This is a genomic window from Sandaracinobacteroides sp., assembly GCF_057137845.1.
Map to the genome: position 1 here is coordinate 1 of NZ_DBNHFX010000085.1, position 25,503 is coordinate 25,503.

The following is a 25,503-nucleotide window of genomic DNA, read 5'->3' on the forward strand; positions in this document are numbered from 1 at the left end:
AGCAGCGCCGCCATCTCGGGTTGCAGGCCGATCGTCGTTGCCGCGCGCGCGCTGAAGCTGACGGTCAGAGGCCGGTCGGCCTGCGCCCGTTGCACGCGCCCCTCGGCTTGCAGGCCGTTGGCGCCCACCGGGCCATTGGCGCCCGCCATGCGAAGCGTTGCGGCAGCAGCCGACCAGCGGATATCGGGGTCGGCGATCGGGCCATCGGCCAGAACGGTTGCCGAAAGCCCGCTTCCGGTCATGTCGCCGGGCAGGGCGCGCGAATCGAGAATGACGACATCCACCCGCGCGCCCGCGACTTCGTTTTCCGTGGTATCGAGAAATCCGCCGCCCTTCACCGAAAGCGCGGGCGTCTGGGCGGTGAAGCGCAAGTCGAAGCTGCCGTTCGGGCGGGAGGCTGCCGCATCGATCGTCACTTCCGGTTCGACGAGGGCGCGCCAGCTTTCCGGCACCAGCGGCGACGGACGGACTGTGCCCGAAGCGCCGAAATGCCCGTCGTTGGCGCTGAGCGACAGCGCGACGACGCGGTTTGCGTCTTTGCCTTCACCGACATCGGCGTTCAGATGGCCGCGCCAGCGCCGCCAGCTTCCCTGGCCGTTGGCGTCGATCGCCACCGGCTTCGCTACGCCGGTCAGGCCAGCCAGAATGCCGGTCGCCGGGGCGCGCAGATCGGTGCGCAGGGCAAAACGGTCGCGGTCAGGCTCGGCGTCGAGCAGCAGCAGCAGCCTGTCGCCGCTGGTTGCCCACGCCTGTGTATCGAGGAGCAGACGGCCCGAGCGGATGTCGGCGCGCCCCGTGGCGGCCAGCGTTTCCTCGCGGCCGGCGACGGGCTTTTCCAGCACGAAATGGGGAAAATCGAACCGGCCGATGCGGATGTCGATGTCGGGAAGGATCGGTTCCTTTGGGTTGCGCGGGTTGATGCGCCATTGCCTCAGCATCCGCATTTCCGGCACCATCAGGCGGTTGACGCTGACGGCGCCGCCGACCAGCGTGAACGGTTCCCAGTCGACCTCGGTAACGGGGATAACGGCCAGCGGGCCATCGAGATCGTGGACTACGACATCGACCATCTGGAAGCGCGAAAACAGCGAACCGTCGATCCGGCCAACCTTGAAGCGCAACCCGCTTTCGGGTTCGAGGCCGGAGATCTGCCGGGCGACGAACGCGCGGCCCGGCACGGTTTCCGCAAGCCACCACAGGCCTGCGGGCACAGCAAGTGCCGACAGCACCACCAGTGTGGCAAGGAGCGAAAGCAGCCAGCGCCCCCAGCCCCACCGTGGCGCACCGGCAAACACGGCGCCCGCGTCGGCATCCTGCGGCTGGCTGGGCTGGTCCGGCATCAGAACGCCTGCCCGATCGAAATGTAGATTGCGACCTTCGGGTCAAACGGGCGGCGGTTGATCGCGCGCGCGACATCGAAACGGATCGGGCCGAAACTGGTGAAATAACGCCCGCCGACGCCCGCCCCGAACCGGGTGCCGTGCAGGCTGGGGATCGTGCTTGCGTTCACCGACGCTGCATCGACGAAGGCGACCACGCCGAAATCACCGAAGCGATACCGCCCCTCGATGCTGCCTTCCAGCAGGCTGCGGCCGCCGAACGGTTCCGTGCCAGAGCTTTCGATCCCCACGCTCTGGTATTCGAATCCGCGCACCGAGCCGCCGCCGCCTGCATAGAGACGGCGTGTCGGGGCGACGCTGTCGAGCGGCGCGCCGATGATCGAGCCTGCGCGCACACGCCCGGCCAGCACGAAATCGTCGCGCAGGCGCTGGTAGGCGCTGCCGCCCAGGAACAGCCGGCCATAGGCGTCAACCTTGCCCCCCTCGCGGGAGATTTCGGGGCTGACTTCGAGTTTGACACGAAAGCCCTCGGTCGGGTCGAGGAGGTCGTCGGAGCGGTCGTAGGCGAGCATCGCCGGAAGCGACACGAACAGGAAGCTGCGGCTCGGCCCTGTCGGGATGGCGTCGGTCGGCCGAAGCAGGCGTGCCCATTCCTTCGATGCGCCGATGGTGAACCCGACAGACCAGGTCCAGCGTTTCTGCCAGATCGGCGTCGACTGCCGCGCCAGTTCGGCACTGAAGTCGATCGTCTGCGCATGATAGGCGAGCGGCGTGAGGTTGGCGATCTCGGCGCTGAGCGCGAGCGTCCGGTCGCGCATGCGCCAGTTGCCAAGCGACAGGCCGGCCGCCAGCCGCTGTTCCTGTGTGCCCAGCACCGCGCGCGCCGTGACCGTGCCTTCCGGCTGGACGAGATTGCGGTGCCGCCACGAGGCTTCGGCCCGCACGCCCTCGCGGCTGGAATACCCCAGTTGCCCGACCAGCAGCCGTTCCGGCCCGCGATTGCCGACGATGCGGATTTCGGTGACGGCGCGGCCGTCCGGTTCGCGCAGGCCGCTGTCGACTGCGCTGACCGTCACGCCGCCGAACTGCTGCGTGGCGATCAGCGCCCGCCTGAGATCGTCGACCATCCTGACATCATAGGGCTGGCCGGGGCTGAAGCGTGCAATCACCTTTGCATGGTCTTCGCCGAACGGCTGATAGCCCGACATGCGGATCGGCCCGAACACACCGGCTGCACCGATATCGCCCGTAAGCATGTAGGTGCCGGTCGGCGCGGTCTGGGAAAGCACCACGTCGCGTGCGCCGATTTCCGCGAACGGGTAGCCCTGTTCCTGCAACCGGCGCAGCAGCGCGCCCTCGGATTCCTCGACGGCGATGGCGCGGATCGGATCCCCGACGACGAGGCCGAACCCTTCGGCAAGCACAGACTTGTCGTCGGGGATCAGGTCAAGGGTGATCCGGCTCCAGTGATAGCGTTCGCTCGGTTCAGCCAGCAGCCGCACATTGATCAGGCCGGCATCGTCGGCGGTGAACGACGAATCGACCGTGCCGGAATACCAGCCTTCCGAGCGCAGCAGCCGCTGGACCAGTTGCTTGTCGGCGTTGGTGCGCGATGCGATCTGGGCAGCGGTTGCCGGCTGCCGTTCGCCGCGCACCAGTTGCGAGTTGCGCCGGAAATCACCCATGAGGCCAGCATTGTCGAGGCCGTCGACGTGGACCCGGTATCGCTGCCCTTCTTCGGCCTGCTCTGTGAACTTGAAGCTGGTGTCGGGCGTCAGGTCGAAGGCGTCGAGCGCCGGGAACGGCGCCAGCAGCGCCGGATCCGGCGGCGCTAGCGGCGGGATTTCAAATGGTTCGCCAAAATCGACGGGTGGCAGGGTGGTTTCCGTCGGGATTTCGGGCAGCGGCGCGAACAGGTCGGCGGCGGCAGGGGGGATGGCCTTTGCCTGTTGTGCATAGACGGCGACAGCCTGGCCCCCCATCAGCAGGGTGGTGAACAGCGAGCAGGCAAGACGCGAGGGGCAAAGCGACACGATCGCACAAAGCCCGGTTGCGTGCCGCTTGGCAAGCGAAAGCCGCCGTTGCCCTGCTGCGGTTTGGCCCCTAGTGGGTGCGCACTGTTCACACCACAAGGACGATACCCCGTGCCCGACAATCTGAAGATGACACTGGAAAACGGCGAAGTGGTCATCCGCCTACGCCCCGATCTTGCCCCCGGCCATGTGGCCCGCATGGTCGAGCTGGCTGACGGCGGCTTCTACGATGGAATCGTGTTCCACCGCGTGATCCCCGTCTTCATGGCGCAGGGCGGCTGCCCGCAGGGCCGTGGCACCGGCGGATCGAAACTGCCCGACCTGAAGGCTGAGTTTTCCGCCGAGCCGCATGTGCGCGGGGTCTGCTCGATGGCGCGCACATCGAATCCGGACAGCGCCAACAGCCAGTTCTTCATCTGCTTCGACGATGCCCGCTTCCTCGACCGGCAATACACGGTCTGGGGTGAGGTGACGGAAGGCATGGAGCACATCGACGCGCTGCCCAAGGGCGAGCCGCCGCGCGCGCCGGGGAAGATCGTCTCGCTGCGGAGCTTCTGAGACTGGCCGCCGTTACCGGAACGGCGGCTCGTCGAAGGCGCGAAGCTTGCGACTGTGGACACGGCCGCCCTCGTTGCGCAGCAGCGCAACGGCGGCAATGCCGATCTGCAGATGTTCCGAGATCGCGCCTTCGTAAAAGCGATTGGCCTGCCCCGGCAGTTTGATCTCGCCGTGGAGGGGTTTGTCGGAGACGCAGAGCAGCGTGCCATAGGGCACCCGGAACCGGTAGCCCTGCGCGGCGATCGTCGCCGACTCCATGTCGACGGCGACGGCCCTGCTCTGGTTGAAGCGGCGCGCCGTCAGGCCGAAGCGCAGTTCCCAGTTGCGATCGTCGGTCGTCACTACGGTGCCGGTGCGCAGCCGTGTTTTCAGTGCTTCGCCATCGAGACCGGTGACGGCGCGGGCGGCGCGATCCAGTGCCTGCTGCACTTCGGCAATCGCCGGAATCGGGATTTCCGGCGGCAGCACGTCGTCGAGGACATGGTCGTCGCGTAAATAGGCGTGGGCCAGCACATAATCGCCGATCGACTGGCTTGGCCGCAGGCCGCCGCAGTGGCCGATCATCAGCCATGCCTGCGGCCTGAGGACGGCCAGATGGTCGGTGATGGTTTTTGCGTTCGCCGGCCCGACACCGATGTTGACGAGCGTGATGCCTTCGCCTCCGGGCGCCATCAGGTGCCACGCCGGCATCTGGTGCCGGCGCCAGCTTCCATCGCCTTGCGCCGCGTCGGCGGTGGCGTGCGCTGCATCGAGCAGCGCACCGCCGGGGCAGCTCAGGCCGGTGTAATGCCCGGCGCGCAGTTCATCGCAGGCCCAGCGGATGAATTCATCGACGTAGCGGTGATAGTTGGTGAACAGCACATGGTTTTGCGTGTGGTGCGCCGGTGTGCCGGTGTAGTGCTTCAGCCGCGCAAGCGAAAAATCGGTGCGCGGGCCGTCGAACAGCCCTAGCGGCCGGGCCTCGCCGGGCGGGTCCACCCACAGGCCGTCCGGCAGTTCGTCGCCGATGTGGCGCAGCTCGGTCGTCGGGAAATGGCGGGAGAGTTCCCTGGCCGCCGTTGCGTCGAGTTCGAGACCGGCGCCATCCAGCACATAAGGAAAGGCGATTTCCACCGACGACAGCCCCACTTCGAAGCGTGGGGCATAATCACGTTGCAGCAGTTCCATCTGCTCGGCGAGGTAGCGGCGGAAATGCCCCGGCTGGGTGACGGTGAGGGCATATTCTCCGGGCTGGACGAGGCGGGCGTAGGCGCGGCTGAGGCGTGGCGCGGGCGCCTGCGGATGATAGGAGAGGCGCAGCTCCGGATAGGCGAACAGCCCGCCCGACCGTTCGGCCTGCGTCGGCGGTGCGCCGCCGGCCAGATACTGTGTCAGCCTCGTCCGCAGGTTCCCGACCGAGCGGTCATACAGGCGGCAAAGTTCGTCGATGATGGCGTCTGGATCGACGCTGATGACAGGCGGGACGTTCATTGCCCCGGTTCATGCCACGCTTTGATGACGGTTTCGAGACCTGCCGGCGCGTTGTGCCGTTACCGGCCCTGCATGTTGGCATGGCCGGGCGGCAGCCGCAATTCGAGGTCGTCCAGCGCCGCCGTCAGCTCGATCTGGCACGACAGCCGCGAAGTCGGGCCGACATGGGGGGTGAAGTCCAGCATGTCTTCCTCGTGCGGGCCGGGGGCGGGTAGTTTCGCCAGATCGGCTTCGGCAACCAGTACATGGCAGGTCGAGCAGGCCATTGCGCCCTCGCAGGTGCCCTCGAGCGGCAGTCCGAGCGCCTGGCATACCGCGAGCAGCGTCTGGCCGGGGGCGGCGTCGGTTTCGGCGACCAGCGCGCCATCGGAATTCAGGATGCGAAGGTGGGTCATGGCTGTGCGGTGAATTTCCTGACGGCCGCGCATAGCTGGTTCAGTGCGTCTTCGAGCATGGCGGCTGACATGCTGTCGTTCCATCCAAGACGCAAGGTCTGGCGAACCTGATCGGGCGGAACGCCAAGCGCCGCCAGCACATGGCTTGGCCGGCCCGACCCTGACGAACAGGCCGATCCCGACCCGAGCGCCAGCCCCGGCAGCGCCGACATGAGCCGGTTCGCATCGACGCCGGGAAAGCGGACCGACAGGTTGCCGGGCCAGCGGTCAGGCCCCGCAGGCGCCGGGCCGTTCACCCGGTGGCCGACGCCCGCCAGCACCCCCAGCGCCACCGCCATCAACTGTTCCGCGTGTCTGCGCGTTGCATCCGGGCGGACGGCGGCCGCTGCCGCGCCGAAGCCTGCGGCAAGCGCCGGGGCCTGCGTGCCGGAACGCACGCCGCCTTCCTGACCGCCGCCATCCAGCAACGGCGCCAGCCGCACGCCCTGCCCGACGACCAGCGCGCCGATGCCCTTTGGCCCGCCGATCTTGTGCCCCGACAGCGACACCAGATCGGCGCCCGAACCATCGATCGCCAGCTTGCCGAAGGCTTGCGCCGCATCAGTGTGGAACAGTGCGCCATGCGTGTGCGCCAGCCTTGCCATGGCCTCGATCGGCCAGATGCTGCCGACTTCGTTGTTGACCCACATCGCCGACACCAGCGCGACGCCCCCCGCCGCCAGCGCCTGCTGATAGGCACCAAGGTCGGGCATGCCATCGGGAAGCACCGGCAGGAACGTGACCGGATGGCCCAGCCGTTCGAGGTGGCGGGCCGCCTGCAGGACGCAGGAATGTTCCGTCGCGAAGGTGACGAGGCGGTTGGACTGGCTCTCGTGCGCGCATTCCATCACGCCTTTCAGCGCGAGATTGTTCGATTCGGTTGCGCCCGAAGTGAAGATCAGTTGCCCGGGAGTTGCGCCGGCGAGCACTGCCACCTGCGCGCGCGCTGCATCGAGCGCCGCCTTCGCCAGCCTGCCGCCCCGATGCATGCTGTGCGGGTTCCAGTGCCGCCCGTGCAGATAGGGAAGCATGGCGGCAAGCGCCTCGGGACGCAGCGGGCTGGTCGCCTGCGCGTCGAGGTCGATCGGCTCAGCGGCCATCGGCTGCCCGGCGGGCGATCGGCGTCCATGCATCAAGGAAGCGGTCGATGTCGGCCTCGGTCGTGGCCCAGCCTGTCGAGACGCGCAGCGACTGCGATGCTGCGTCAGCAAGGCCCATGGCTTCGAGGGTCGGCGAGGATCTCAGCGTTCCGGACGAACAGGCAGACCCCTGGCTGACGGCGATTCCCGCCATGTCGAGCTGCATGAGCTGCGTCGAGGCGGCGACGCCCGGCAAATGCAGGCTGCTGATGGTGGGCAGGCGTGGCGCACCGGCGCCGTTCACCTGCGCGCCAGCCGCGCGGGCCGCACTTTCCAGACGTTGTTGCAGGCTGGTCGCGCGGTCGTTGAAGTCGTCGTGCCACAGCTCGATCGCGGCTGCCCAGCCAACTGCGCCCAGCAGATTTTCGGTGCCGCCGCGCCAGCCCTGTTCCTGCCCGCCACCGCGTTGCGTTGCGTGAAACCCGTCCTTGCAGCGGACGACGAGCGCGCCGATCCCCGCCGGGCCACCCAGCTTGTGGCCGGAAACGGCGATGAAGTCGGCGGGCGGCAGCGCCAGCTTGCCCGCCGACTGCACGCAATCCGCAACCAGCCTTGCGCCAGCGGCATGGACCGTCTGCGCGATTGCCGACAGATCCTGGACGACGCCGGTTTCGTTGTTGGCGTGCTGGATCGCGACGAGCGCGCCCGAAGGGATTTCGGCAAGCACGATCCGCCCGTCGCCATCGACCGGGACGATCGTTGCATCGGGAGCAGCCGCAAGCACGGCCGGATGTTCGGTTGCGCCGACGAGCCTTGCCGATGCCTCGGCGCCGTTCAGCGCCAGCGACAGCGCTTCGGTGCCGCCGCTGGTGAAGATCAGCGCATCGGCTGGAACGCGCAGAAACGACGCGATGCTTTCGCGCGCGGCGTTCAGCGCCCGGCGGGCGGCGCGCCCCGGCCCGTGTACCGAGGATGGGTTCGCCCACACCCCCGACTCGAGGCGTTTCGCCGCATCCTCGATCGCCCGCCGGGCGGCGGGGTGCAGCGGCGCGGTTGCCGCCCAGTCGAGATAGGCACGAGGAGTCTGGGCAGGAGGCTTCATGATGCTTGCAATTTTCTATCGCGGCTTCCTATAGACCGGCAATCCCCGGATGCCACGGCCAGCGCGGGAATTTCGCCCCGAACCTGCCCGATGGCGCCGCTGCGCTGACTCGAATGTAAGGAACTTTCGTGCCGGAAGTGATTTTTGCCGGGCCAGAAGGACGGCTTCAGGGACGCTACCAGCCGGCCGGCAAGCCGCGCCCGCCGATCGCCATCGTGCTGCATCCGCACCCGCAATCGGGCGGCACCATGAACAATCCGATCACGCTTGCGCTCTATCAGATGTTCGCCAAGCGCGGATTTGCGACGCTCAGGTTCAATTTCCGTGGCGTCGGGCGCTCGGAAGGCACGTTCGACAATGGCGTCGGCGAATTGTCGGATGCGGCCTCGGCGCTGGACTGGCTGCAGCAGATCAACCCCGAATCGTCGGGCACATGGGTGGCGGGCTACAGCTTTGGCGCACTGATCGGCATGCAGTTGCTGATGCGGCGCCCCGAGGTGCGGGGCTTCATCTCGATCGCACCGCCGGCAAATCTTTATGATTTCGGTTTCCTCGCACCCTGCCCGTCCAGCGGCATCATCGTGCAGGGCACCGCCGACGAAGTGGTGACGGAACCTGCTGTCCAGAAGCTGGTCGACAAGCTGAAAACGCAGAAACACATCACCATCGACTATGAGAAGGTCGAGGGAGCCAACCACTTCTTCGCCCAGGAAATGGACGAGATGATGGGCCGCGTGGAAACCTATCTCGACCGGCGGCTGATGAGCGGCAAGTAGCGCGAAGGCCCGGTGCGACCCGCTCTGGCACATCAGACTGGCTAAGACCTCCTAGTCCCACCCCACCGGGAGAAATGCCATGAACGATGCGACGATCGCGCCGGCTACGACCGGCACCGGAATGCTGATCCGCGCCTTTGCCTTTGCCGCCGAAAAGCACCGGCACCAGCGCCGCAAGGATGCGGAAAGTTCGCCCTACATCAACCATCCGATCGCACTCGCCGATGTGCTGGCGAACGAGGGTGGAATCGACGATCCGGTCACCCTTTGCGCCGCAATCCTGCACGACACAATCGAGGACACGCAGACCACACAAGCGGAACTTGCCATGCATTTCGGCGCTGAAGTCGCCGCGATCGTCGCCGAAGTGACCGACGACAAGGCGCTGCCCAAGCCCGAGCGAAAAAGATTGCAGGTGGTGCGGGCAGCCAACGCCTCTGCGCACGCGAAGCTGGTGAAGCTGGCCGACAAGATCTGCAACCTGCGCGACCTTGCCTCCAGCCCGCCGTCCGACTGGCCCGAGCAGCGGCGGCAGGCCTATTTCGACTGGGCCGCCGAGGTGGTCGCCGGTGTGCGAGGGACGCATCCGGGGCTGGAAAGCGCGTTCGACCAGGCTTTGGCTGCCCGCACCCAGTGCCGGACCAGTCCGGCCTGAATTTTTTCGCGGCAAATGCATTTTTGCCGGGCATTTCACGCTGACTTCACGCTCGGCTTGCGGGGGTTGCTGCATCTGTTTCCCATCGGACGGCAGGGAGCCACCGATGGAGGAGACAGACGATGATGAAGTTCAGCAACATGGCGCTGATCGCAGCGCTGGCACTCACCCAGTCGGCCATGGTGATGGCGACGGAACCGGCCTTTACCGCCAAGGTCTATTATGGCGACCTCGATCTGACGAGCCAGGACGGTCAGGCGACGCTCGACCACCGGCTGAAGATGGCCGCACGGCACGTGTGCAGCTATGAGGCGGGTATAGCTGAGGCTGTGTGCCAGAAGCGCACCTATGCCGCAGCCGAAGTCACGCGGCATCAGATCGTGGCGGCCGCCGTCTCGTCGAAGCAACAACTGGCTTCACGGTGAGGCGGGGCAGGTCTTCCGGCCGGAGCTTCCGGCCGGAAGATCGCCGCTTTTCAAATACCGGGTGAATAAATGGGCGTGAAAGCGCCCATGATTTGTTGTATAGGCGGTGCCGCTTCGGGAGGGCGTCATGACAGACACAACCACTGGCGGGCCAAAATATTTCCTGACTGAAATACCTGACCCTGCAACACCTGGAAAAATCATCGGCTACGCGATCAGTGAACGTATAGCTTATGTTGCTTTGGCAGATCGAGGCACCGACCCCGCAAAGCTGGCCATGATTGCAGCAATGGAAACTGCAATGACTGTAGCACGCAGCGGCCATACCATGATGAATAGTTGCGGATTTGCCGGCGAAAACGGGAACACCATTCGCGCCAAGCTCATCAGCATGCTGATCTCGAATCCACCTGACGACAACTGACTGCGGGCGGGTGGATTACCGGGCCGCCACGTCCCTATCGGAGACGGAGGGCCGTGCGCGGGATTTGGCGCGTACAGCAGGTGTGACCCGCCTTGCAGACATCACGGGCTACGATCGCATCGGCATGCCGGTCTGGCAGGCGATCCGGCCGCAATCACGTTCGCTGTCGGTCGGGCTGGGGCGTGGCGCAAGCCGCGCGCAGGCGCGCGTATCGGCGTTGATGGAAACGCTTGAGCTGCATGTCGCCGAGACCGTGACCCCGGATCTGGAGGCCGCGCCAACCACGGCGGAAGTCAGCCAATGGCGACTGGCGGGCGACGGGTGCGTGCAGTGGCTGGAAGGCCGCGACCTGCTGTCCGGACGTCGGGCACGTGCGCCCTACAGACTGGTTTCGATGGACAATCGCCACCCGCGCGGGGCCGGGCCGTCCGCCACATCGACCGGGCTTGCCGGTGGTCCTTCGCTGCGGTTTGCCCGCCGGGCGGCGTTGGCCGAACTCGTCGAGCGGCACGCCATGCACAGGTTCGACGCCGCCCCCCACGCGCTGCGGCGGACATTGCGGTTCGAACCCGCCGCATTCCCCGACAGACGCGTACGCTGGCTGCTGGGGCGGGTGGCGCGGGCCGGATGCGGGGTGTTGGCATTCGACCTTTCATCCTTCGCCGGTGTGCCGGTGGTGGCGGCGATAGTGCTGGATGGCGGCGCGCACGCACTGAACCTGCCGCCGGCGCTTGGCATCTGCTGCCGCGAGAGACCGGCGGATGCGCTGTTCGGGGCACTGTCCGAGGCGGTGCAGGCACGGGCCGGGCTTGTGGCGGGCGCGCGCGACGATCTTTCGCCAGCGCAATATGGCAACTGTAGCGAAGCAGTGATGCTGCTGGCGATCTCCTCTTACTCGGAAGCCTGCACCCTTGTGCCGAAGAATGACGTGCAGGCGGATCCCGAGTCGGCGCTGCTGCAAGGCCTCTCCGGGGCGGGGGCGGCGTGCGTCGTCGAACTGCTGTTGTTCGAACAGCCCGGCCTGTGCTTCGTGAAATTGCTGGCGCCCGGCATTGCCGACTGGGTGCCGGAATGACCGCATTGCTGTTCGCCGGGCCGAGCCTTGCCGGTTGGGATGGCGCATTGCCGGAAGGCATCGATCTACGCCCGCCAGCCGCCGCCGGAGACATCTGGGCCGCCATCCACACGCAACCGCCGCCAACTGCGATCGGGCTGGTGGACGGCGTGTTCGGAATTGCACCTTCGGTCTGGCACAAGGAAATCCTCGACGCGCTGGACCGGGGCATCGCCGTCGTTGGTGCGGCAAGCATCGGCGCACTGCGCGCTGCCGAACTGCACGGGTTCGGCATGATCGGTATCGGCGCGGTGTTCGAAGCCTATTCCGGGGGGCGGCTGCTGCGCGACGACGCGGTGCTGGTTGCCCATGCACCGGCGGCGCTTGGGTATCGGCCGCTGTCGGTTGCGCTCGTCGACTTCGAGGATGCGGTTTGCAGCGCCCCGTTGCCCGCCGACGTGCGGGAGGCGCTTGTCCGCCGCGCACGCCGCATGTCGTTCGAGGAGCGCGACGTGGCGGCAATCTGCCGGGCCGTCGACCGATCGGCGGCGGATCAGTGGTGCGCCGTGATCGAACCCCGCCTGACACCGGGGCTGAAGCAGCGCGACGCGCTGGCGCTGATCGAGTGCTTGCGTTCCGCCGTCAGGCCTCGCGCAATGCCGCCACGCCTGGTGCGGACCGGCTATTACCGCGTGTTCGAGGGGTGGGCGGCCGGGTCTGCTGCAAGGCCCGCCTGACGCAGGCCTTCCTCGACCATGGCGCGATGTTCGGGGCGGACCAGCGGCAGCACCGACCACATCCACGGCACGATATCATCGTCGGCGCAAGGGGCGGCGCCTGCCCAGATCGCCGCCAGCCGTTGCCGAAGTGCGTGCAGACCACGGTCGATCTTCAAATGGCCGAGGCAGGCGGCTTCCAGTGCGAGATAGAGGATCGACGGATCGGCGGCGGCGGCAAACTGGCTTGCCGCTTCGGAATAGCGCCCTTGCAGCATCTCGGTGATAGCAAAATCCGCGAAATAATCGCTGCGGGGGAAAGGGTTCAGCGCCAGCGCGTGCTGGATCAGCGCCGCACCTTCGGTGGCATGCCCCAGGAGCGCAAGCGCCGCGCCGCATTGTTCCACATTGTCGGCATGGTGCGGGCCGAGTTCGAGCGCGCTGCGGATCAGTGCTTCGGCGTCGTCGGCGCTGTAGGCGCGCAGCTTCGTCCAGCCGAGCCGCGCCAGCGCGTTGGGGTTGCGCGGTTCGAGGCTGACCGCCTCCTGAGCGAGTTTCAGCGCCCGCGCGCGCAGATCGGTCGCGTCGTGCCCGGCGATCATCTGCATGAAATCGCCGTTATAGCAGCCAACCAGATGCAGCCGGGCGCTGATCATGCCGGAATCGATTTCCAGCGCTTTTTCAAGGAGGTCTGCGGCCTTGCGGGCGGTGGAATAGCTTTCGGCCGCCAGCATCAGCGTGCGCCCGCGCAGATACAGCGCATAGGCCTCGGGCGCAGCCGAATCGAGCCGGTGCGAAAGCACGAGGTCGCGCTCGACCGTCGGCAGCATTGCGCCCGCGACACGTTCGACCGCATCATCGAGCGCGCTGCCGAGTTCGGCCTCGTCGGCTTCAGTGCGATGGCTCCAGACGAGGCTGCCGTCAGCCATCCGTGTCAGCGTGAAGGCGAGTTGCAGGCCGTGCGCCGTCGGGCGGATGCTGCCGCCCAGCCGATAGCCCGCGATCGAGCCATTGATCGGGCCGTCCGGGCGATCGGGCACCGGGCCGGATGGCATGAGGACGCGAAGGTCGGGCAGGCGGCTGAGCGACGCCACCAGATCATGCTGCAATACCTCGCCCAGCGGGCCGATGCGGCCTTGCGGATCGAGAATGGCGAACGCCGTCAACAGGATGACGGGCGGCTCTCCGCCAGACGACCCTTCCGGTGCGGGCGCATCCCTGACCGGCGCGAACGCTGTCAGCCGGGCGAACAGCGTGCGCGTTTCAGCCGAAGGGTGGCCGTCGAACTCGCGCTTCATCTGCTCTTCCAGCAGGCGGTAGCGCCGGTGCAGCGACGCAAGATCGCCGGCGGCATGGTCGAGTTCCATGCCGAGGCGCGCGGCTTCCTCGTTGCCTTCGAACAGCCGTTGCAGGTGGGTGGCGACGGTGCGCGCCTGTTCGCGTGACGCAGCGACCGACGACAATGCGCCGAGCGCCCCGGCAAGCAGGCTCGATTCGAAGCGCGCACGTTCGATACGCAGCCAGTCGTCGAGGTCGGGAGAGAGGCCGTCCATGTCGGCCATCAGCGGCAGCGCGAGCGTCGGCAGCATCGCCGACAATACTGCGAGATCGCCCTTGGCAATCGCGTCGGCCAGAAGCGCGACATCGGTTCGGCACGCCGTTGCATCGAGGCCGACCGACATCCTGTCGGCCTGCAGATGCGATGCAATGGCCGGCGCGGTTTCCCGCAGTTCGGCAATCGCCTGACGCAGGCTGGCACGGGCCTGTTCTTCGGCGCGGTCGCTCCAGAGCAGGCCGGCGATCGTTCCGCGTGACGCGGTGGCACCGGGGGTCAGCGCCAATATGCCCAGCAACGCCCGTGTCTTGCGGCTGCGGGGCGCCAGATCCGCACCATCGGGACCGATGACCCTGAGCTGCCCGAGCAGATGCAGGGTGAGGCCAGACATCAGCCGCGAACCAGCGTGCCGCCCATAGCCGGCCGGGGAACGCCGGTCGTTTCGGGCCAGCTTATGGGAAGCCGTTTCAGGTGCCGGACAGCAAGCCAGCCGAACGCCTCGGCCTCGAGAGCGTTGCCGTCCCAGCCGAGCGATTCGACCGGCTGGACCATGCAGCCGGTGCGTTCGGCGATCATCGCCATCATCACCGGATTGTGCCGCCCGCCGCCGGTGACGAACAGCCGGTGCAGCGCAACCGGCAGGCCGCGAACGGCAATGGCGACCGATTCTGCGGTGAATGCGGCAAGCGTTGCCGCGCCGTCGGCTGCCGACAGCCGTTCGACGGGCGCGATCGAGAAATCGTCGCGGTCGAGCGAGCGGGGACCGGTGGCGCGGAAAAATGCGGTGTCGGTCAGTCGGGAGATCGCCGCTTCATCGACTGCACCGGCGGCCGCCAGCCTGCCGCCCTCGTCGTAGCGGGCGCCTGCATGACGCTGCACCCAGTCGTCGATGAGGGCGTTCGCCGGGCCGGTATCGAACCCGCCCCACTGTGCGGCCGGGTCGGCAGGGTCGGCGAACCATGTGAGATTGCCGACCCCGCCGAGGTTCAGGATGCCGGTGCCCGGCCCCGCCGCCGCCAGCCGGGCGCGATGATAGCCGGGCGCCAGCGGTGCGCCCTGCCCGCCTGCCGCGACGTCGGCGCTGCGGAAATCATGCACGACCGGACGGCCTGTCAGCCGGGCCAGCAGCCCGGCATCGCCGATCTGCCATGTATAGGGGTGCGGGTGGCCCGAGCCGGGCGGCCTGTGCGCGACCGTCTGCCCGTGAAAGCCGATCAGCGTTGCGGCCTTGTGGCCGGGCAGCCGTGCAATGGCCTCGGCGTGGGCGATGGTCAGCGCATGCTCTGCTTCGAGGATCAGCGGATCGGGCGCCGGGCGGTCGAGGGTAAGGGCATAGCGGGCGGCACTGCGGATCAGTGTGCGTTCACCATCGGAATAGGGGCGTTCGACAAAGGCCAGCGCGCGAATGTGGCTTTCGCCGTCCGTCTCGAGGAGGGCGGCGTCGACCGCATCGACCGAAGTTCCGGACATCAGCCCGATGACGAGATGCTTTGCGTCTGCCATGACTTCTTCTAGAGCGTGCCACGTCATGACCTACAAGAGCGAATATCTCCGCACCCTCGATCGCCGGGGGTTCCTGCATCAATTGACCGACGCGCAAGCCATCGACGGCCGCGCGCTGGCGATGGAGCAGGGAAAAGGCCCGCCGTTGATGGCCTATGTCGGCTTCGACATGACCGGCCCTTCGCTGCACATCGGCCACCTGATGTCGATCATGAACCTGCGGCGTCTGCAGCAGGCGGGCGGCAAACCGATCGCGCTGATGGGCGGCGGCACGACGCGGATCGGCGACCCTTCGGGCAAGGACACGCAGCGGCAGTTGCTGGACGATGCGACGATCGCTGCCAACATGGCATCGATCCGCCGCGTGTTCGAACGCTTCCTGAAGTTCGGCGACGGGCCGACCGACGCAATCATGGTCGACAATGCCGATTGGCTGAACGGGCTGAACTATATCTCGTTTCTGCGCGACTATGGCCGCCACTTCAGCGTGAACCGCATGCTTTCGATGGACAGCGTGCGTATGCGACTCGAGCGCGAGCAGCCGCTGTCGTTTCTGGAATTCAACTATATGGTGTTGCAGAGCTATGATTTCGTGGAACTGCACCGGCGCCACGACTGCGTGATGCAGATGGGTGGCTCGGACCAGTGGGGGAACATCACCCAGGGCGTCGAGCTTGGCCGCCGCGTGCTGGGGGCCGAGCTGCTGGGCCTGACGACGCCGCTGATCACCAATGCCGACGGTTCGAAGATGGGCAAGACGGCGCAGGGCGCTGTGTGGCTGAACGCCGACATGCTGGCGGATTGGGATTACTGGCAGTTCTGGCGCAACGTCGACGACCGCGACGTGGGCCGGTTCCTGCGGCTGTTCACCGATGTTGCGGACGATGAAATCGGCCGGCTTGAAGCGTTGCAGGGCGCCGACATCAACGAGGCGAAGATCGCGCTGGCCAACGCGGCGACGACATTGTGCCGGGGCTACGAAGCCGCCACCACCGCCGAGGCGACGGCCCGCGCGACCTTCGACGAAGGCGGCGCCGGCGAGGCCCTGCCGCGCGTGCAGGCGACGTTCCCGATCGCACTGGTCGATGCGCTGGTTGCGACCGGGCTTGCCGCTTCCAAAGGCGAGGCGCGCCGCAAGATCGCGGAAAATGCCGTGCGCGTGGACGCCGTGCAGATCACCGACCCGGCACATACGCTGCCCGGCCCGGCCAAGCTGAGCCTGGGCCGCAAGCGTCACGCCCTGCTGACCGCCTGAACCAGCCCGGCGCAGGCCGGTTTCAGTTGGCGGCGGCTAGCCTTTCTGCAAGATTTCCGGCCGCCGGATCGCCCTGCACCGCCGCTGCCTGCGCCAGTGCACGGGCGCGGTCGAGATCCTTTGGCACGCCACGGCCACGTGCGAAGCTGTCGGCCAGCGCCAGTTGTGCCGGCACATGCCCGCGCCGCGCAGCACGTAGGAACCAAGCGGCAGCGATCGCCTCGTCGCGCGGGCCGCCCTGGCCGTTCAGCGCCATCGTCCCCAGCAGGGTTTCCGCCGTTGCGTTGCCTCGGCAGGCGAGGCGGCGGAAGATGGTGCGTGCCTTCTCGTAGTCCTTGTTGCGGAAGGCGGCGATGCCGTCGCGCATCAGGTCGGCAGATGCAACGGCCGGGCGCGGCCCCAGCATCGAGCCGAGCGCCGACGATGCGCCGGCGCCGCCCGCAGCAACGGCGGTAAAGCCGGCCGCGAACAACAGGGCCATCGGATGAAAAAATACACGCACAGTTGCAGCACTAACGATTACGGAGCGGATTTCCAACCGCGATCCACAGGTCAGCCGCCACGCAGCATTGCAACCGCCGCATCCTGCTCGAACAAATAGAGGAGCGTTCGCGCGCTATTCCCGCGCGCAGTCGGCAACAGGCCGGCGGCATCGACCAGCAGGCGGGCGTCGTCGTGGGCGGCGTCGATCAACCGCGCCACCTGATCGGTATCGGCCAGCCGGAAGCCCTGTTCGCCGGACTGCCGCGTGCCCAGCAGTTCGCCCGCTCCGCGCAGCTTCAGATCGGCTTCGGCGATGCGGAAGCCATCATCGGTCTCGCGCATCATCTGCAGCCGTTCACGCGCAGTCTCGCTCAGCCTGTCGGCGCGCAGCAGCAGGCAGACCGATCGGTCGGAGCCGCGACCTACCCGGCCACGCAACTGGTGCAGTTGCGCCAACCCGAAACGTTCGGCCGATTCGATCACCATCAGGCTGGCGTTGGGCACATCCACACCCACTTCGATCACCGTCGTCGCCACCAGCAGCTTCGCCTCGCCCGACTGGAAGCGGGCCATCGCCCGGTCGCGTTCGGCGCCCGGCATCCGGCCATGCACCAGCGCCACGGTGTCGCCAAAGCGCGCGGCAAGACTCTCGGCGCGGGTGACGGCGGGTGTCGGGGCATCGGCCACGTCCTCGTCGGAGGGTTCGAGCAGCGGGCACACCCAATAGGCCTGCCTGCCCGCCGCCAGATGGCGGGCAAGCCCATCGATCACCTCGTCGAGGCGGGCGAGTGACACGACGCGGGTATCGACCGGCTGCCGGCCCGGCGGGCGTTCGGCAAGGCGCGAGATATCCATCTCTCCGTAGTTGGCAAGCGCCAGAGTGCGGGGAATGGGCGTCGCCGTCATCACCAGAAGATGCGGCGGCACGCCGGCCTTTTCCGCCAGCATCAGCCGCTGCGCGACACCGAAGCGATGCTGTTCGTCGATGACGGCAAGGCCAAGCGCGGCGTAGCGCACGTCGGTCGAAAACAGCGCGTGCGTGCCAACCAGAATGTCGATCCTGTGCGCGGCGAGATCGGCCAGGACAGACGTGCGCGCGGCGCCGCGCTCGCGCCCTGACAGAAACCCGATGCGGACAGGAAGGCTGCCCAGCAGCCTGACGAGCGTTGCATGGTGCTGGCGGGCCAGCAGGTCGGTCGGGGCGAGGAAAGCGCCCTGAAATCCTGCCTCGACGGTGGCCAGCAGGGCCATCAGCGCAACCAGCGTCTTGCCGGCGCCGACATCGCCTTGCAGCAGCCGCAGCATTGCGTGCGGGTTCGCCATGTCGGCAGTAATTTCCGCGATCGCACCGTTCTGCGCCGGCGTCAGCCGAAACGGCAGCGCCGCTTCGAGGGCAGCAGTCAGGCGGCCATCCCCCCTGAGCGGCGCCCCGCGTTTGCGCCGCCTGCGGGCGCGCACCACCGCCCAGGCAAGCTGACTAGCCAGCAGCTCATCGTAGGCAAGCCTGTCGCGCGCGGCGGCTGACTGCTGCTGGCGGTGCACCGCGTGCAGCGCCTGTGTGTGCCCCGGCCATTTGCGCTGCGCCAGCAGCGACGGTTCGATCCATTCGGCGGCTTCTGGCACGCGAGCCAGAGCTTCTTCGGCGAGGGTGGCGATACGGCGGCTATTGAGGCCCTGCGTGAGTGGATAGACCGCTTCGGCCAGTTCGTCGGGCGCGTCGGCGGATGCCGGTTTCAGCAGTTCCGGGTGGATGATCTGAAACCGGCCGTTCCACATTTCGAGCCGGCCGGCGATCGTGCAACTTGTGCCGACCGCAAAGCGGCTGGCGAGGCCGTGCGCCTTCGGGCCGAAAAACGCGAGCACAAGGCCGATGCCGTCGGCGTCGTCGGTGAACAGGCGGACAGGCCCGCGCCCGCGCGCCGGTGCCAGCGCCATGACGCGGACCGGCACTGCGATGCGTTCCCCCTCGCGCGCGGTGGCGAGGCCCGACAGACGGCGTGTCAGCCGCCAGCCTGTGGGGAAGTGAAACAGCAGATCCAGCACGCGGGCGATGCCAAGTCGCGCCAGCGCGCGATGCGCAGCCGGGCCGACACCGGGAAGCGAGCCAACATCGGCAAACAGGGGGTTGAGACAGTCCGGCCGCATGGCGTAAACGCTAGCCCAAGTTGATGGCGGCCCGCAATTTGGCGCGGCGGCCCTTTTTCCCGTTGGAGCGCACATGGCCCTGGATGAAGCCCGTCGAAAGCAGATCCTTTGGCGCGCACACCATCGCGGCACCAAGGAAGCCGACATGCTGGTCGGCGGTTTTGCCGAACGCTGGATCGACGGCATGGACGAAGCCGACATCGGCTGGCTGGAAGCCCTGCTTGAGGAACAGGACGTGGACATCATGGCCTGGGCCTTCGGGCGCGGCGAACCGCCCGAGCATCTGCGCGGCCCCATGGTCGAGCGGCTGCGCGCGCTGGACTTCGTCAGGCTGATTCCGCGCTGAGATGCTGCCGGTCGCGGAAATAGCCGCTTCGGCCAAGCCGCTCAGGCTGTCGGCCGTGCCGCCGGGCCTGTTGCCGTGGCTGGCCGCCGATCTGGCGCGCGCGGCAGGACTGGACCGCCGCCGGGTGCTGCTGGTTGCAAGCGACGAGGCCACCGGGCGGGCGATTCTGGAAGCCGCGCCGTTTTTTGCGCCCGAACTGAAAACCATCTGGTTCCCGGCGTGGGACTGCCTGCCCTATGATCGGGCCAGCCCGGCGCAGAAGGTGCTGGCCGACCGGCTGGCTGCGCTTGCCGCGCTGAGTGCCGCCCCCGATGGCGCCGAACTGGTGGTGACGACCGTCGCCGCCGCCGCCCAGCGCCTGCTGCCTCGCAGCGTCGTTGCAGAAGCCACGCTGGACCTGCGCACCGGCACCCGCATCGACCGCGAGGTGCTGACCGCGACATTGATGAAGGCGGGCTATACGCGGGTCGAAACCGTCGGTGACGCAGGTGATTTCGCCGTGCGCGGCGGGCTGGTCGATCTGGTGCCGCCTGCCCGTGGCGAGCGTGCGGCGGGCTTCCGTCTGGACTTTTTCGGCGACGAGATCGACAGCATCCGCTGCATCGACCCGCTGACGCAGTTGACGACGGGCCGCGTGCCGGGCTTCACGCTGCTGCCGGTTTCCGAACTGCTGCTGGACGAGGAGCGGATCCGCAACTTCCGCAGCCGCTGGCTGGAACGCTTCGGCGCCGAGGCGACGTCGGACCCCTTGTATCAGGCGGCCAGCGAAGGCCGGCGCACGCCCGGCATCGAGCATTTCCTGCCGCTGTTCGAGGACCGGCTGGTGACGCTGGCCGACTGGGTAGCCGACGGCGATATCTGGCTGGCCGATGGTGGCGCACTGGCCGCCGCCGACGCGCGCTTCGAAGCGATCGCCGACTATCAGCAGAACCGGGTGGCGGCGCTTGCCGACAGTTTCCCCAAGACCAGGGCGAAACTTGGCGCATCCGTCTATCGGCCGCTGCCCGCAGACAGCCTCTATCTGGCGCGCGAGGAGTGGGCGGCGCTTGCCGCCGACATGCACGAAGCGCGGCCGCTGCCCGACGAAAATGCCCTTGATGCAGGTGCGCTGGGGCCGCCGGACTTTACCGCCGCACGGGTGGCGGCGGCTGCCGGCGGCACAAACATCCACCACGAGATCGCCACCAGGCTGAACGAGGCCCGCGAGGCAGGACGCCGGCCGGTTCTTGCCGCCTATAGCGCCGGTTCGCGGGAGCGGCTGATCGGCCTGCTGGCCGAGCAGGGGGCAAAGTCGCTGGCGGCGGCTGACGGATGGCAGCAGGCGCAGGGACTGGCCGCAGGCGGTTCGGTGCCGGTCGTCGTGCTGCCGCTCGACCATGGGTTCCGCATGGATGGCGTCGAAATCTGGACCGAGCAGGACATGCTGGGCGACCGGATCGTGCGGCGCCGGCAGGTAAAGAAGGCCGACGCCTTCCTGAAAGACCTGCAGACGCTGGAAACCGGCGAACTGGTGGTACACCAGGACCATGGCATCGGCCGCTATGTCGGCCTCGTGCCGATCAGGGTGTCGGGCGCCGAGCATGACACCGTCGCGCTGGAATATGCCGGCGGCGACAAGCTTTATGTGCCTGTAGAGAATCTCGACGTGCTGTCGCGCTATGGCAGCGAGAGCGAGGGCGTCGCGCTCGACCGGCTGGGTGGAACCGGGTGGCAGCAGCGCAAGGCGCGGATGAAGGAGCGCATCCGCGAAATCGCCCACGAACTTTTGCGGACGGCGGCGCTGCGCGCAACCCGACACGCCGACAGCTATGTGCCCGACAATCAGGGCTATGCCGCCTTCCTGAGCGGCTTCCCCTGGGCCGAAACCGACGACCAGTTGCGCGCGACGGACGAGGTGCTGGCCGACCTTTCCGCCGGGCGGCCAATGGACCGGCTGGTCTGCGGCGATGTCGGGTTCGGCAAGACCGAAGTCGCATTGCGGGCGGCCTATGCCGCTGCCGCCGCTGGCGCTCAGGTGGCGATCGTCTGCCCGACGACGCTGCTGGCGCGCCAGCACGCGCAGACCTTCCGGCAGAGGTTCGAACAGACGGGGCTGGCTGTTGGCGCGCTGTCGCGGCTGGTGCCGGCAGCGGAAGCGCGCGCAACCCGCGAAGGGCTGGCCGATGGGCGGGTGGATGTCGTCGTCGGCACCCATGCCATTTTGTCGAAAAGCGTCGAGTTCAAGCGCCTCGGGCTGGTGATCGTCGACGAGGAGCAGCGTTTCGGCGTCACCCACAAGGAGCGTCTGAAGACACTGCGCCACGATGTGCACGTGCTGACGCTGACCGCGACGCCCATTCCCCGCACCTTGCAGATGGCGCTGTCGGGCATCCGCGAGCTTTCCGTCATCGCAACGCCGCCGGTCGACCGGCTGGCGGTCAGGACCACGGTTTCGCCGTTTGATCCGGTCGTGGTGCGCGAGGCCCTGTTGCGCGAACATTATCGCGGCGGCCAGAGCTTCATCGTCGTGCCGCGCATTTCCGACATACCGGACATCGAGCAGTATCTGCGCGAGATGGTGCCCGAAGTGCGCTTCGTGACGGCGCACGGGCAGATGGCCGCCGGAGAGATCGAGGAACGCATGATGGCGTTCACCGATGGCCGGTATGACGTGCTGCTGGCCACCACCATCATCGAATCCGGAATCGACATCCCCAACGCCAACACCATGCTGGTGCATCGGGCCGACATGTTCGGCCTGGCGCAATTGTATCAGCTTCGCGGGCGGGTGGGGCGCGCCAAGCGCCGCGCTTATGCGCTGCTGACGACTGCGGCCGACGGACGGATGACGGTTTCCGCCGAAAAGCGCCTGCATGTGCTGGCCGGGCTTGATTCGTTGGGGGCGGGTTTCGAGCTTGCGAGCCACGATCTCGACCAGCGCGGCGCCGGCAACCTGCTGGGCGACGAGCAATCGGGCCATATCCGTGAAGTCGGGTTCGAACTGTATCAGTCGATGCTGGAGGACGCGATCCTTGCCGCCAAGGCGGAAGCCCAGGGGCTGCGCCCGCCGGAAGATCCGGGGTCGCCGACCATATCCGTCGACGCGCCGGTCATGATTCCGGAAGAATATGTGCCGGATCTCGCGCTGCGAATGGCGCTGTATCGGCGCGCTGCCGAACTGCGCGACAAGGCCGGGATCGAGGCGTTCGCTGCCGAAATGATCGACCGGTTCGGCAAGCTGCCGGAAGCCGCAGCCAACCTGCTGACGATCGTCGAGGCCCGCAACGCCGCACGGCGTGCGCATGTCCAGAAGATCGAAGTCGGCCCGAAGGGGGCGTTGGTTACCTTCGTTGATGCGACCTTCCCGAACCCTGTCGGGCTGGTGGAATGGATCAACCGCCTGAAGGGGGCGGCAAAACTTCGGCCGGACCAGAAGCTGTTTCTGGCACGCGATTTCGGCGGGCCGGAAGCGCGGTTGCAGGGGGCCTTGTCGCTTGCGCGAGGGCTGGCGCAGGCGGCGTCGCAAAAGGCCGGCCCCAGGCCCCAGCCCGACGCTGTTCAGGCGCCAAAACCGGCACGGCCGCCGGTGCCGGGGGTATTCAAGGCGAAGAAACGCTGAGCGTTCAGCGGGGCAGCCCGCTGCTACGCAAAACGGCGGCGCCTTGTGCAGGCGCCGCCGCTGCTGTTTGCTAGGGGCGATACGTCAGTTCTTCGCCTTGTCCACCAGCTTGTTCTTGGCGATCCACGGCATCATCGCCCGCAGCCGCGAACCGACTTCCTCGATCGGGTGCGCTGCGGCTGCCTTGCGGCTTGCCTTCAGTTCGGGCTGCCCGGCACGGTTGTCGAGGATGAAGTTCTTCACGAAGCGGCCTGCCTGGATGTCGGCCAGCACGCGCTTCATCTCGGCCTTGGTTTCAGCGGTGATGATGCGCGGGCCGGTGGTGATATCGCCATATTCGGCAGTGTTCGAAATCGAGTAGCGCATGTTGGCGATGCCGCCTTCATACAGCAGGTCGACGATCAGCTTGGTTTCGTGCAGGCATTCGAAATAGGCCATTTCCGGCGCATATCCGGCTTCCACCAGCGTTTCGAACCCGGCCTGAATCAGGTGGGTGATCCCGCCGCACAGCACCGCCTGCTCACCGAACAGGTCGGTTTCGCATTCCTCGCGGAAGTTGGTCTCGATGATGCCGGAACGGCCGCCACCGATCGCCGATGCGTAGCTTAGGGCAACGTCCATCGCGTTGCCGCTGGCATCCTGCGCCACCGCCACAAGGCAGGGAACGCCGCCGCCCTTCTGATATTCCGAGCGCACCGTATGCCCCGGACCCTTGGGCGCGATCATGATGACATCGAGGTCGGCGCGCGGTTCGATCAGACCGAAGTGCACATTGAGGCCATGCGCAAACGCAATCGCCGCGCCCGGCTTCAGGTTGGCCGCCAGATCGTCAGCATAGATCGCTGCCTGATGCTCGTCGGGGGCAAGGATCATGACGATGTCCGCCCATTTCGCCGCGTCGGCGTTGGAAAGCACCTTGAAGCCGGCGCCTTCGGCCTTGGCGGCGGTCGCCGAGCCGGGGCGCAGCGCGATCGCCACGTCGGCGACGCCGCTGTCGCGCAGGTTCTGGGCATGGGCGTGGCCCTGGCTGCCATAGCCTACGATCGCAACCTTCTTCGAGCGAACCAGCGCCAGATCGGCGTCGGCATCATAATATACGCGCATTTCTGTGTTCCTTTGGTTTGGATCGGGGCGCCCCGCCCATGGGCCGGAACGCGTTGGAAAAACGTAAAACCTGCTATTGTGCAGTGGCGCCGCGCGACAGGGCGACGACGCCGCCGCGCGCCACTTCGACAAGGCCAACCTCGCGCATCAGTTCGATGAACTGGTCCACCTTGGCGGTAGAGCCGGAAATCTCGAACACGAAGCTCTTGGTGGTGGTATCGACGGCGCGCGCCCGGAAGATGTCGGCAAGGCGCAGCGCCTCGACGCGCTTTTCGCCGGTGCCTGCCACCTTCACCAGCGCCAGTTCGCGCTCGATATGCGGGCCTAGCTCGGTCAGGTCGGTGACCGAATGCACCGGCACCAGCCTGTCGAGCTGCGCGGTGATCTGGTCGATCACCCGGCGCGGCCCCGAGGTGACGATGGTGATCCGGCTGACGGCTTCATCGGCGCTTACATCGGCCACCGTCAGGCTTTCGATGTTGTAGCCCCGCGCCGAGAACAGCCCGACGATACGGCCGAGCACGCCCGCTTCGTTGTCGACGATGATCGACAACGTGTGGGTTTCCGTGGCCTCCTCGGGAAATAGCGACCTCGTGCGCGCCGACATCAGACCAGTGCCTCCGCTGACTTTGCTATCTTGCCTGCCACCTGATCGGGTGACAGCAGCATTTCGGTGTGGGTGGCCCCTGACGGGATCATCGGGAAGCAGTTCGCCAGCTTTTCCACCAGACAATCGACGAACACCGGCCCGTCGTGCGCCAGCATGTCGGCGATGCCCTTGTCCAGTTCGGATTCACGCTCGATGCGGATACCCTTCCATCCATAGGCTTCGGCCAGCTTCACGAAGTCGGGCAGACTGTCGGAATAGCTTTCCGAATATCGACCGTCATACGTCAGATCCTGCCACTGGCGGACCATGCCCATATATTCGTTGTTCAGGACGAACACCTTGACCGGCAGGCGATACTGGGTCGCCGTTGCCATTTCCTGAATGTTCATCTGGATGGAGGCTTCGCCCGCGATATCGATCACCAGCGCGCCCGGATTTCCAAGCTGCGCGCCGATCGCGGCCGGCAGGCCATAGCCCATGGTGCCCAGTCCGCCGCTCGTCAGCCATTTATTGGGCTTTTCGAAGTCGAAATGCTGGGCCGCCCACATCTGGTGCTGCCCAACTTCCGTCGAGATGACCGGATCGAGATGGTGGGTCGCCTCCCACAGGCGGCGGATCGCATGTTGCGGCTGGATGCGCTGCCCTTCCTGCCGGAAGGCAAGGCTGTCACGCGCGCGCCAGCCACGGATTCTGGCCCACCATTCGTCCTGGGCCGGGGCCGCTGCTCCTTGTGCGCGCCACAGCTTGATCATGTCCTCCAGCACATGGCCAACGTCGCCTTCGATCGTCAGGTCGACGCGGACCGTCTTGTTGAAGCTGGATGGGTCGATGTCGACAT

The 25,503-nt window shown here is 67.0% G+C and carries 22 protein-coding genes and 1 pseudogene; 10 read left to right on the forward strand and 13 right to left on the reverse strand.

Features of this window, described 5'->3' with window-relative positions:
* Together AC16JP_RS04395 and AC16JP_RS04400 are read right to left on the reverse strand one after the other, a co-directional pair.
* A pseudogene (locus AC16JP_RS04395) lies at nt 1-1,340 on the reverse strand (hypothetical protein); the annotation flags it as partial.
* Nucleotides 1,340-3,373, reverse strand: a complete 2,034-nt coding sequence (locus tag AC16JP_RS04400; RefSeq protein ID WP_484339388.1) for an autotransporter assembly complex protein TamA — start codon at nt 3,371-3,373, stop codon at nt 1,340-1,342. The pseudogene AC16JP_RS04395 and the gene AC16JP_RS04400, both read right to left, overlap by 1 nt.
* 129 nt (nt 3,374-3,502) lie before the next feature.
* Between AC16JP_RS04400 and AC16JP_RS04405 the strand changes: the two genes are divergently transcribed.
* Nucleotides 3,503-3,931 (forward strand): peptidylprolyl isomerase, encoded by a 429-nt coding sequence (locus AC16JP_RS04405; protein WP_484339409.1) that lies wholly within the window; start codon nt 3,503-3,505, stop codon nt 3,929-3,931.
* 12 nt (nt 3,932-3,943) lie between these two features.
* On the opposite strand, the gene AC16JP_RS04410 is transcribed toward AC16JP_RS04405, so the two are convergent.
* From AC16JP_RS04410 to AC16JP_RS04425, 4 genes are read right to left on the reverse strand one after another with little or no spacing between them, the layout of a single operon-like run.
* Nucleotides 3,944-5,401, reverse strand: coding sequence for an AMP nucleosidase (locus tag AC16JP_RS04410; RefSeq protein ID WP_484339389.1), 1,458 nt, complete (start codon nt 5,399-5,401; stop codon nt 3,944-3,946).
* A gap of 59 nt (nt 5,402-5,460) precedes the next feature.
* The gene (locus AC16JP_RS04415) at nt 5,461-5,796 is read right to left on the reverse strand and encodes a 2Fe-2S iron-sulfur cluster-binding protein (RefSeq protein ID WP_484339390.1); all 336 of its coding nucleotides are present in this window, start codon (nt 5,794-5,796) and stop codon (nt 5,461-5,463) included.
* Nucleotides 5,793-6,935: a cysteine desulfurase family protein gene (locus AC16JP_RS04420; protein ID WP_484339391.1), complete on the reverse strand. Its 1,143-nt coding sequence runs from the start codon at nt 6,933-6,935 to the stop codon at nt 5,793-5,795. The genes AC16JP_RS04415 and AC16JP_RS04420 overlap by 4 nt, the downstream gene beginning before the upstream one ends.
* Nucleotides 6,925-8,016 carry a cysteine desulfurase family protein gene (locus tag AC16JP_RS04425; RefSeq protein WP_484339392.1) on the reverse strand — a complete coding sequence of 364 codons (1,092 nt, stop codon included), beginning with the start codon at nt 8,014-8,016 and terminating at the stop codon, nt 6,925-6,927. The genes AC16JP_RS04420 and AC16JP_RS04425 overlap by 11 nt, the downstream gene beginning before the upstream one ends.
* Before the next feature lie 128 nt (nt 8,017-8,144).
* On the opposite strand from AC16JP_RS04425, the gene AC16JP_RS04430 reads away from it, so the two are divergent.
* The 6 genes from AC16JP_RS04430 (at nt 8,145) to AC16JP_RS04455 (ending at nt 12,087) form a co-directional block, all read left to right on the forward strand.
* Nucleotides 8,145-8,792, forward strand: coding sequence for an alpha/beta hydrolase (locus AC16JP_RS04430; protein WP_484339393.1), 648 nt, complete (start codon nt 8,145-8,147; stop codon nt 8,790-8,792).
* Nucleotides 8,793-8,871: 79 nt separating this feature from the next.
* The gene (locus tag AC16JP_RS04435; protein WP_484339394.1) at nt 8,872-9,447 is read left to right on the forward strand and encodes an HD domain-containing protein; all 576 of its coding nucleotides are present in this window, start codon (nt 8,872-8,874) and stop codon (nt 9,445-9,447) included.
* Nucleotides 9,448-9,569: 122 nt separating this feature from the next.
* On the forward strand, nt 9,570-9,872 hold the full coding sequence (locus tag AC16JP_RS04440; RefSeq protein WP_484339395.1) for a UrcA family protein: 303 nt from the start codon (nt 9,570-9,572) through the stop codon (nt 9,870-9,872).
* Between the two features lie 127 nt (nt 9,873-9,999).
* On the forward strand, nt 10,000-10,296 hold the full coding sequence (locus tag AC16JP_RS04445) for a hypothetical protein (RefSeq protein ID WP_484339396.1): 297 nt from the start codon (nt 10,000-10,002) through the stop codon (nt 10,294-10,296).
* A gap of 10 nt (nt 10,297-10,306) precedes the next feature.
* On the forward strand, nt 10,307-11,371 hold the full coding sequence (locus AC16JP_RS04450) for a YcaO-like family protein (protein ID WP_484339397.1): 1,065 nt from the start codon (nt 10,307-10,309) through the stop codon (nt 11,369-11,371).
* On the forward strand, nt 11,368-12,087 hold the full coding sequence (locus tag AC16JP_RS04455) for a TfuA-like protein (protein WP_484339398.1): 720 nt from the start codon (nt 11,368-11,370) through the stop codon (nt 12,085-12,087). Before AC16JP_RS04450 ends, AC16JP_RS04455 begins: the two co-directional genes overlap by 4 nt.
* On the opposite strand, the gene AC16JP_RS04460 is transcribed toward AC16JP_RS04455, so the two are convergent.
* A complete protein-coding gene (locus AC16JP_RS04460) occupies nt 12,036-14,012 on the reverse strand; it encodes an AfsR/SARP family transcriptional regulator (RefSeq protein WP_484339399.1) in 1,977 nt (658 codons plus the stop codon). The two genes, AC16JP_RS04455 and AC16JP_RS04460, sit on opposite strands and share 52 nt — an antisense overlap.
* Nucleotides 14,012-15,124 carry an anhydro-N-acetylmuramic acid kinase gene (locus AC16JP_RS04465; RefSeq protein ID WP_484339400.1) on the reverse strand — a complete coding sequence of 371 codons (1,113 nt, stop codon included), beginning with the start codon at nt 15,122-15,124 and terminating at the stop codon, nt 14,012-14,014. The genes AC16JP_RS04460 and AC16JP_RS04465 overlap by 1 nt, the downstream gene beginning before the upstream one ends.
* A 25-nt stretch (nt 15,125-15,149) precedes the next feature.
* Here AC16JP_RS04465 and tyrS point away from each other — a divergent pair, with 25 nt between their 5' ends.
* Complete coding sequence (gene tyrS / locus AC16JP_RS04470) at nt 15,150-16,379, forward strand: tyrosine--tRNA ligase (RefSeq protein WP_484339401.1); 1,230 nt, start codon at nt 15,150-15,152, stop codon at nt 16,377-16,379.
* 22 nt (nt 16,380-16,401) lie between these two features.
* Here tyrS and AC16JP_RS04475 read toward each other — a convergent pair whose 3' ends face one another.
* Entirely contained in the window at nt 16,402-16,860 is a 459-nt protein-coding gene (locus AC16JP_RS04475; protein WP_484339402.1) for a tetratricopeptide repeat protein, read from the reverse strand.
* A 71-nt stretch (nt 16,861-16,931) separates the two neighbouring features.
* On the reverse strand, nt 16,932-19,007 hold the full coding sequence (recG, locus tag AC16JP_RS04480; RefSeq protein WP_484339403.1) for an ATP-dependent DNA helicase RecG: 2,076 nt from the start codon (nt 19,005-19,007) through the stop codon (nt 16,932-16,934).
* Between the two features lie 73 nt (nt 19,008-19,080).
* Between recG and AC16JP_RS04485 the strand changes: the two genes are divergently transcribed.
* A complete protein-coding gene (locus tag AC16JP_RS04485) occupies nt 19,081-19,353 on the forward strand; it encodes an FAD assembly factor SdhE (RefSeq protein WP_484339404.1) in 273 nt (90 codons plus the stop codon).
* Between the two features lies 1 nt (nt 19,354).
* The gene (gene mfd / locus AC16JP_RS04490; RefSeq protein WP_484339405.1) at nt 19,355-22,951 is read left to right on the forward strand and encodes a transcription-repair coupling factor; all 3,597 of its coding nucleotides are present in this window, start codon (nt 19,355-19,357) and stop codon (nt 22,949-22,951) included.
* Nucleotides 22,952-23,035: 84 nt separating this feature from the next.
* Here the strand turns inward: mfd and ilvC are convergent, their stop codons facing one another.
* The 3 genes from ilvC to AC16JP_RS04505 form a co-directional block, all read right to left on the reverse strand.
* Complete coding sequence (gene ilvC / locus AC16JP_RS04495) at nt 23,036-24,055, reverse strand: ketol-acid reductoisomerase (RefSeq protein WP_484339406.1); 1,020 nt, start codon at nt 24,053-24,055, stop codon at nt 23,036-23,038.
* Between the two features lie 73 nt (nt 24,056-24,128).
* Entirely contained in the window at nt 24,129-24,662 is a 534-nt protein-coding gene (gene ilvN / locus AC16JP_RS04500; RefSeq protein WP_484339407.1) for an acetolactate synthase small subunit, read from the reverse strand.
* On the reverse strand, nt 24,662-25,503 hold an 842-nt coding region (locus tag AC16JP_RS04505; RefSeq protein WP_484339408.1), incomplete at its 5' end, for a thiamine pyrophosphate-dependent enzyme. The genes AC16JP_RS04505 and ilvN, both read right to left, overlap by 1 nt.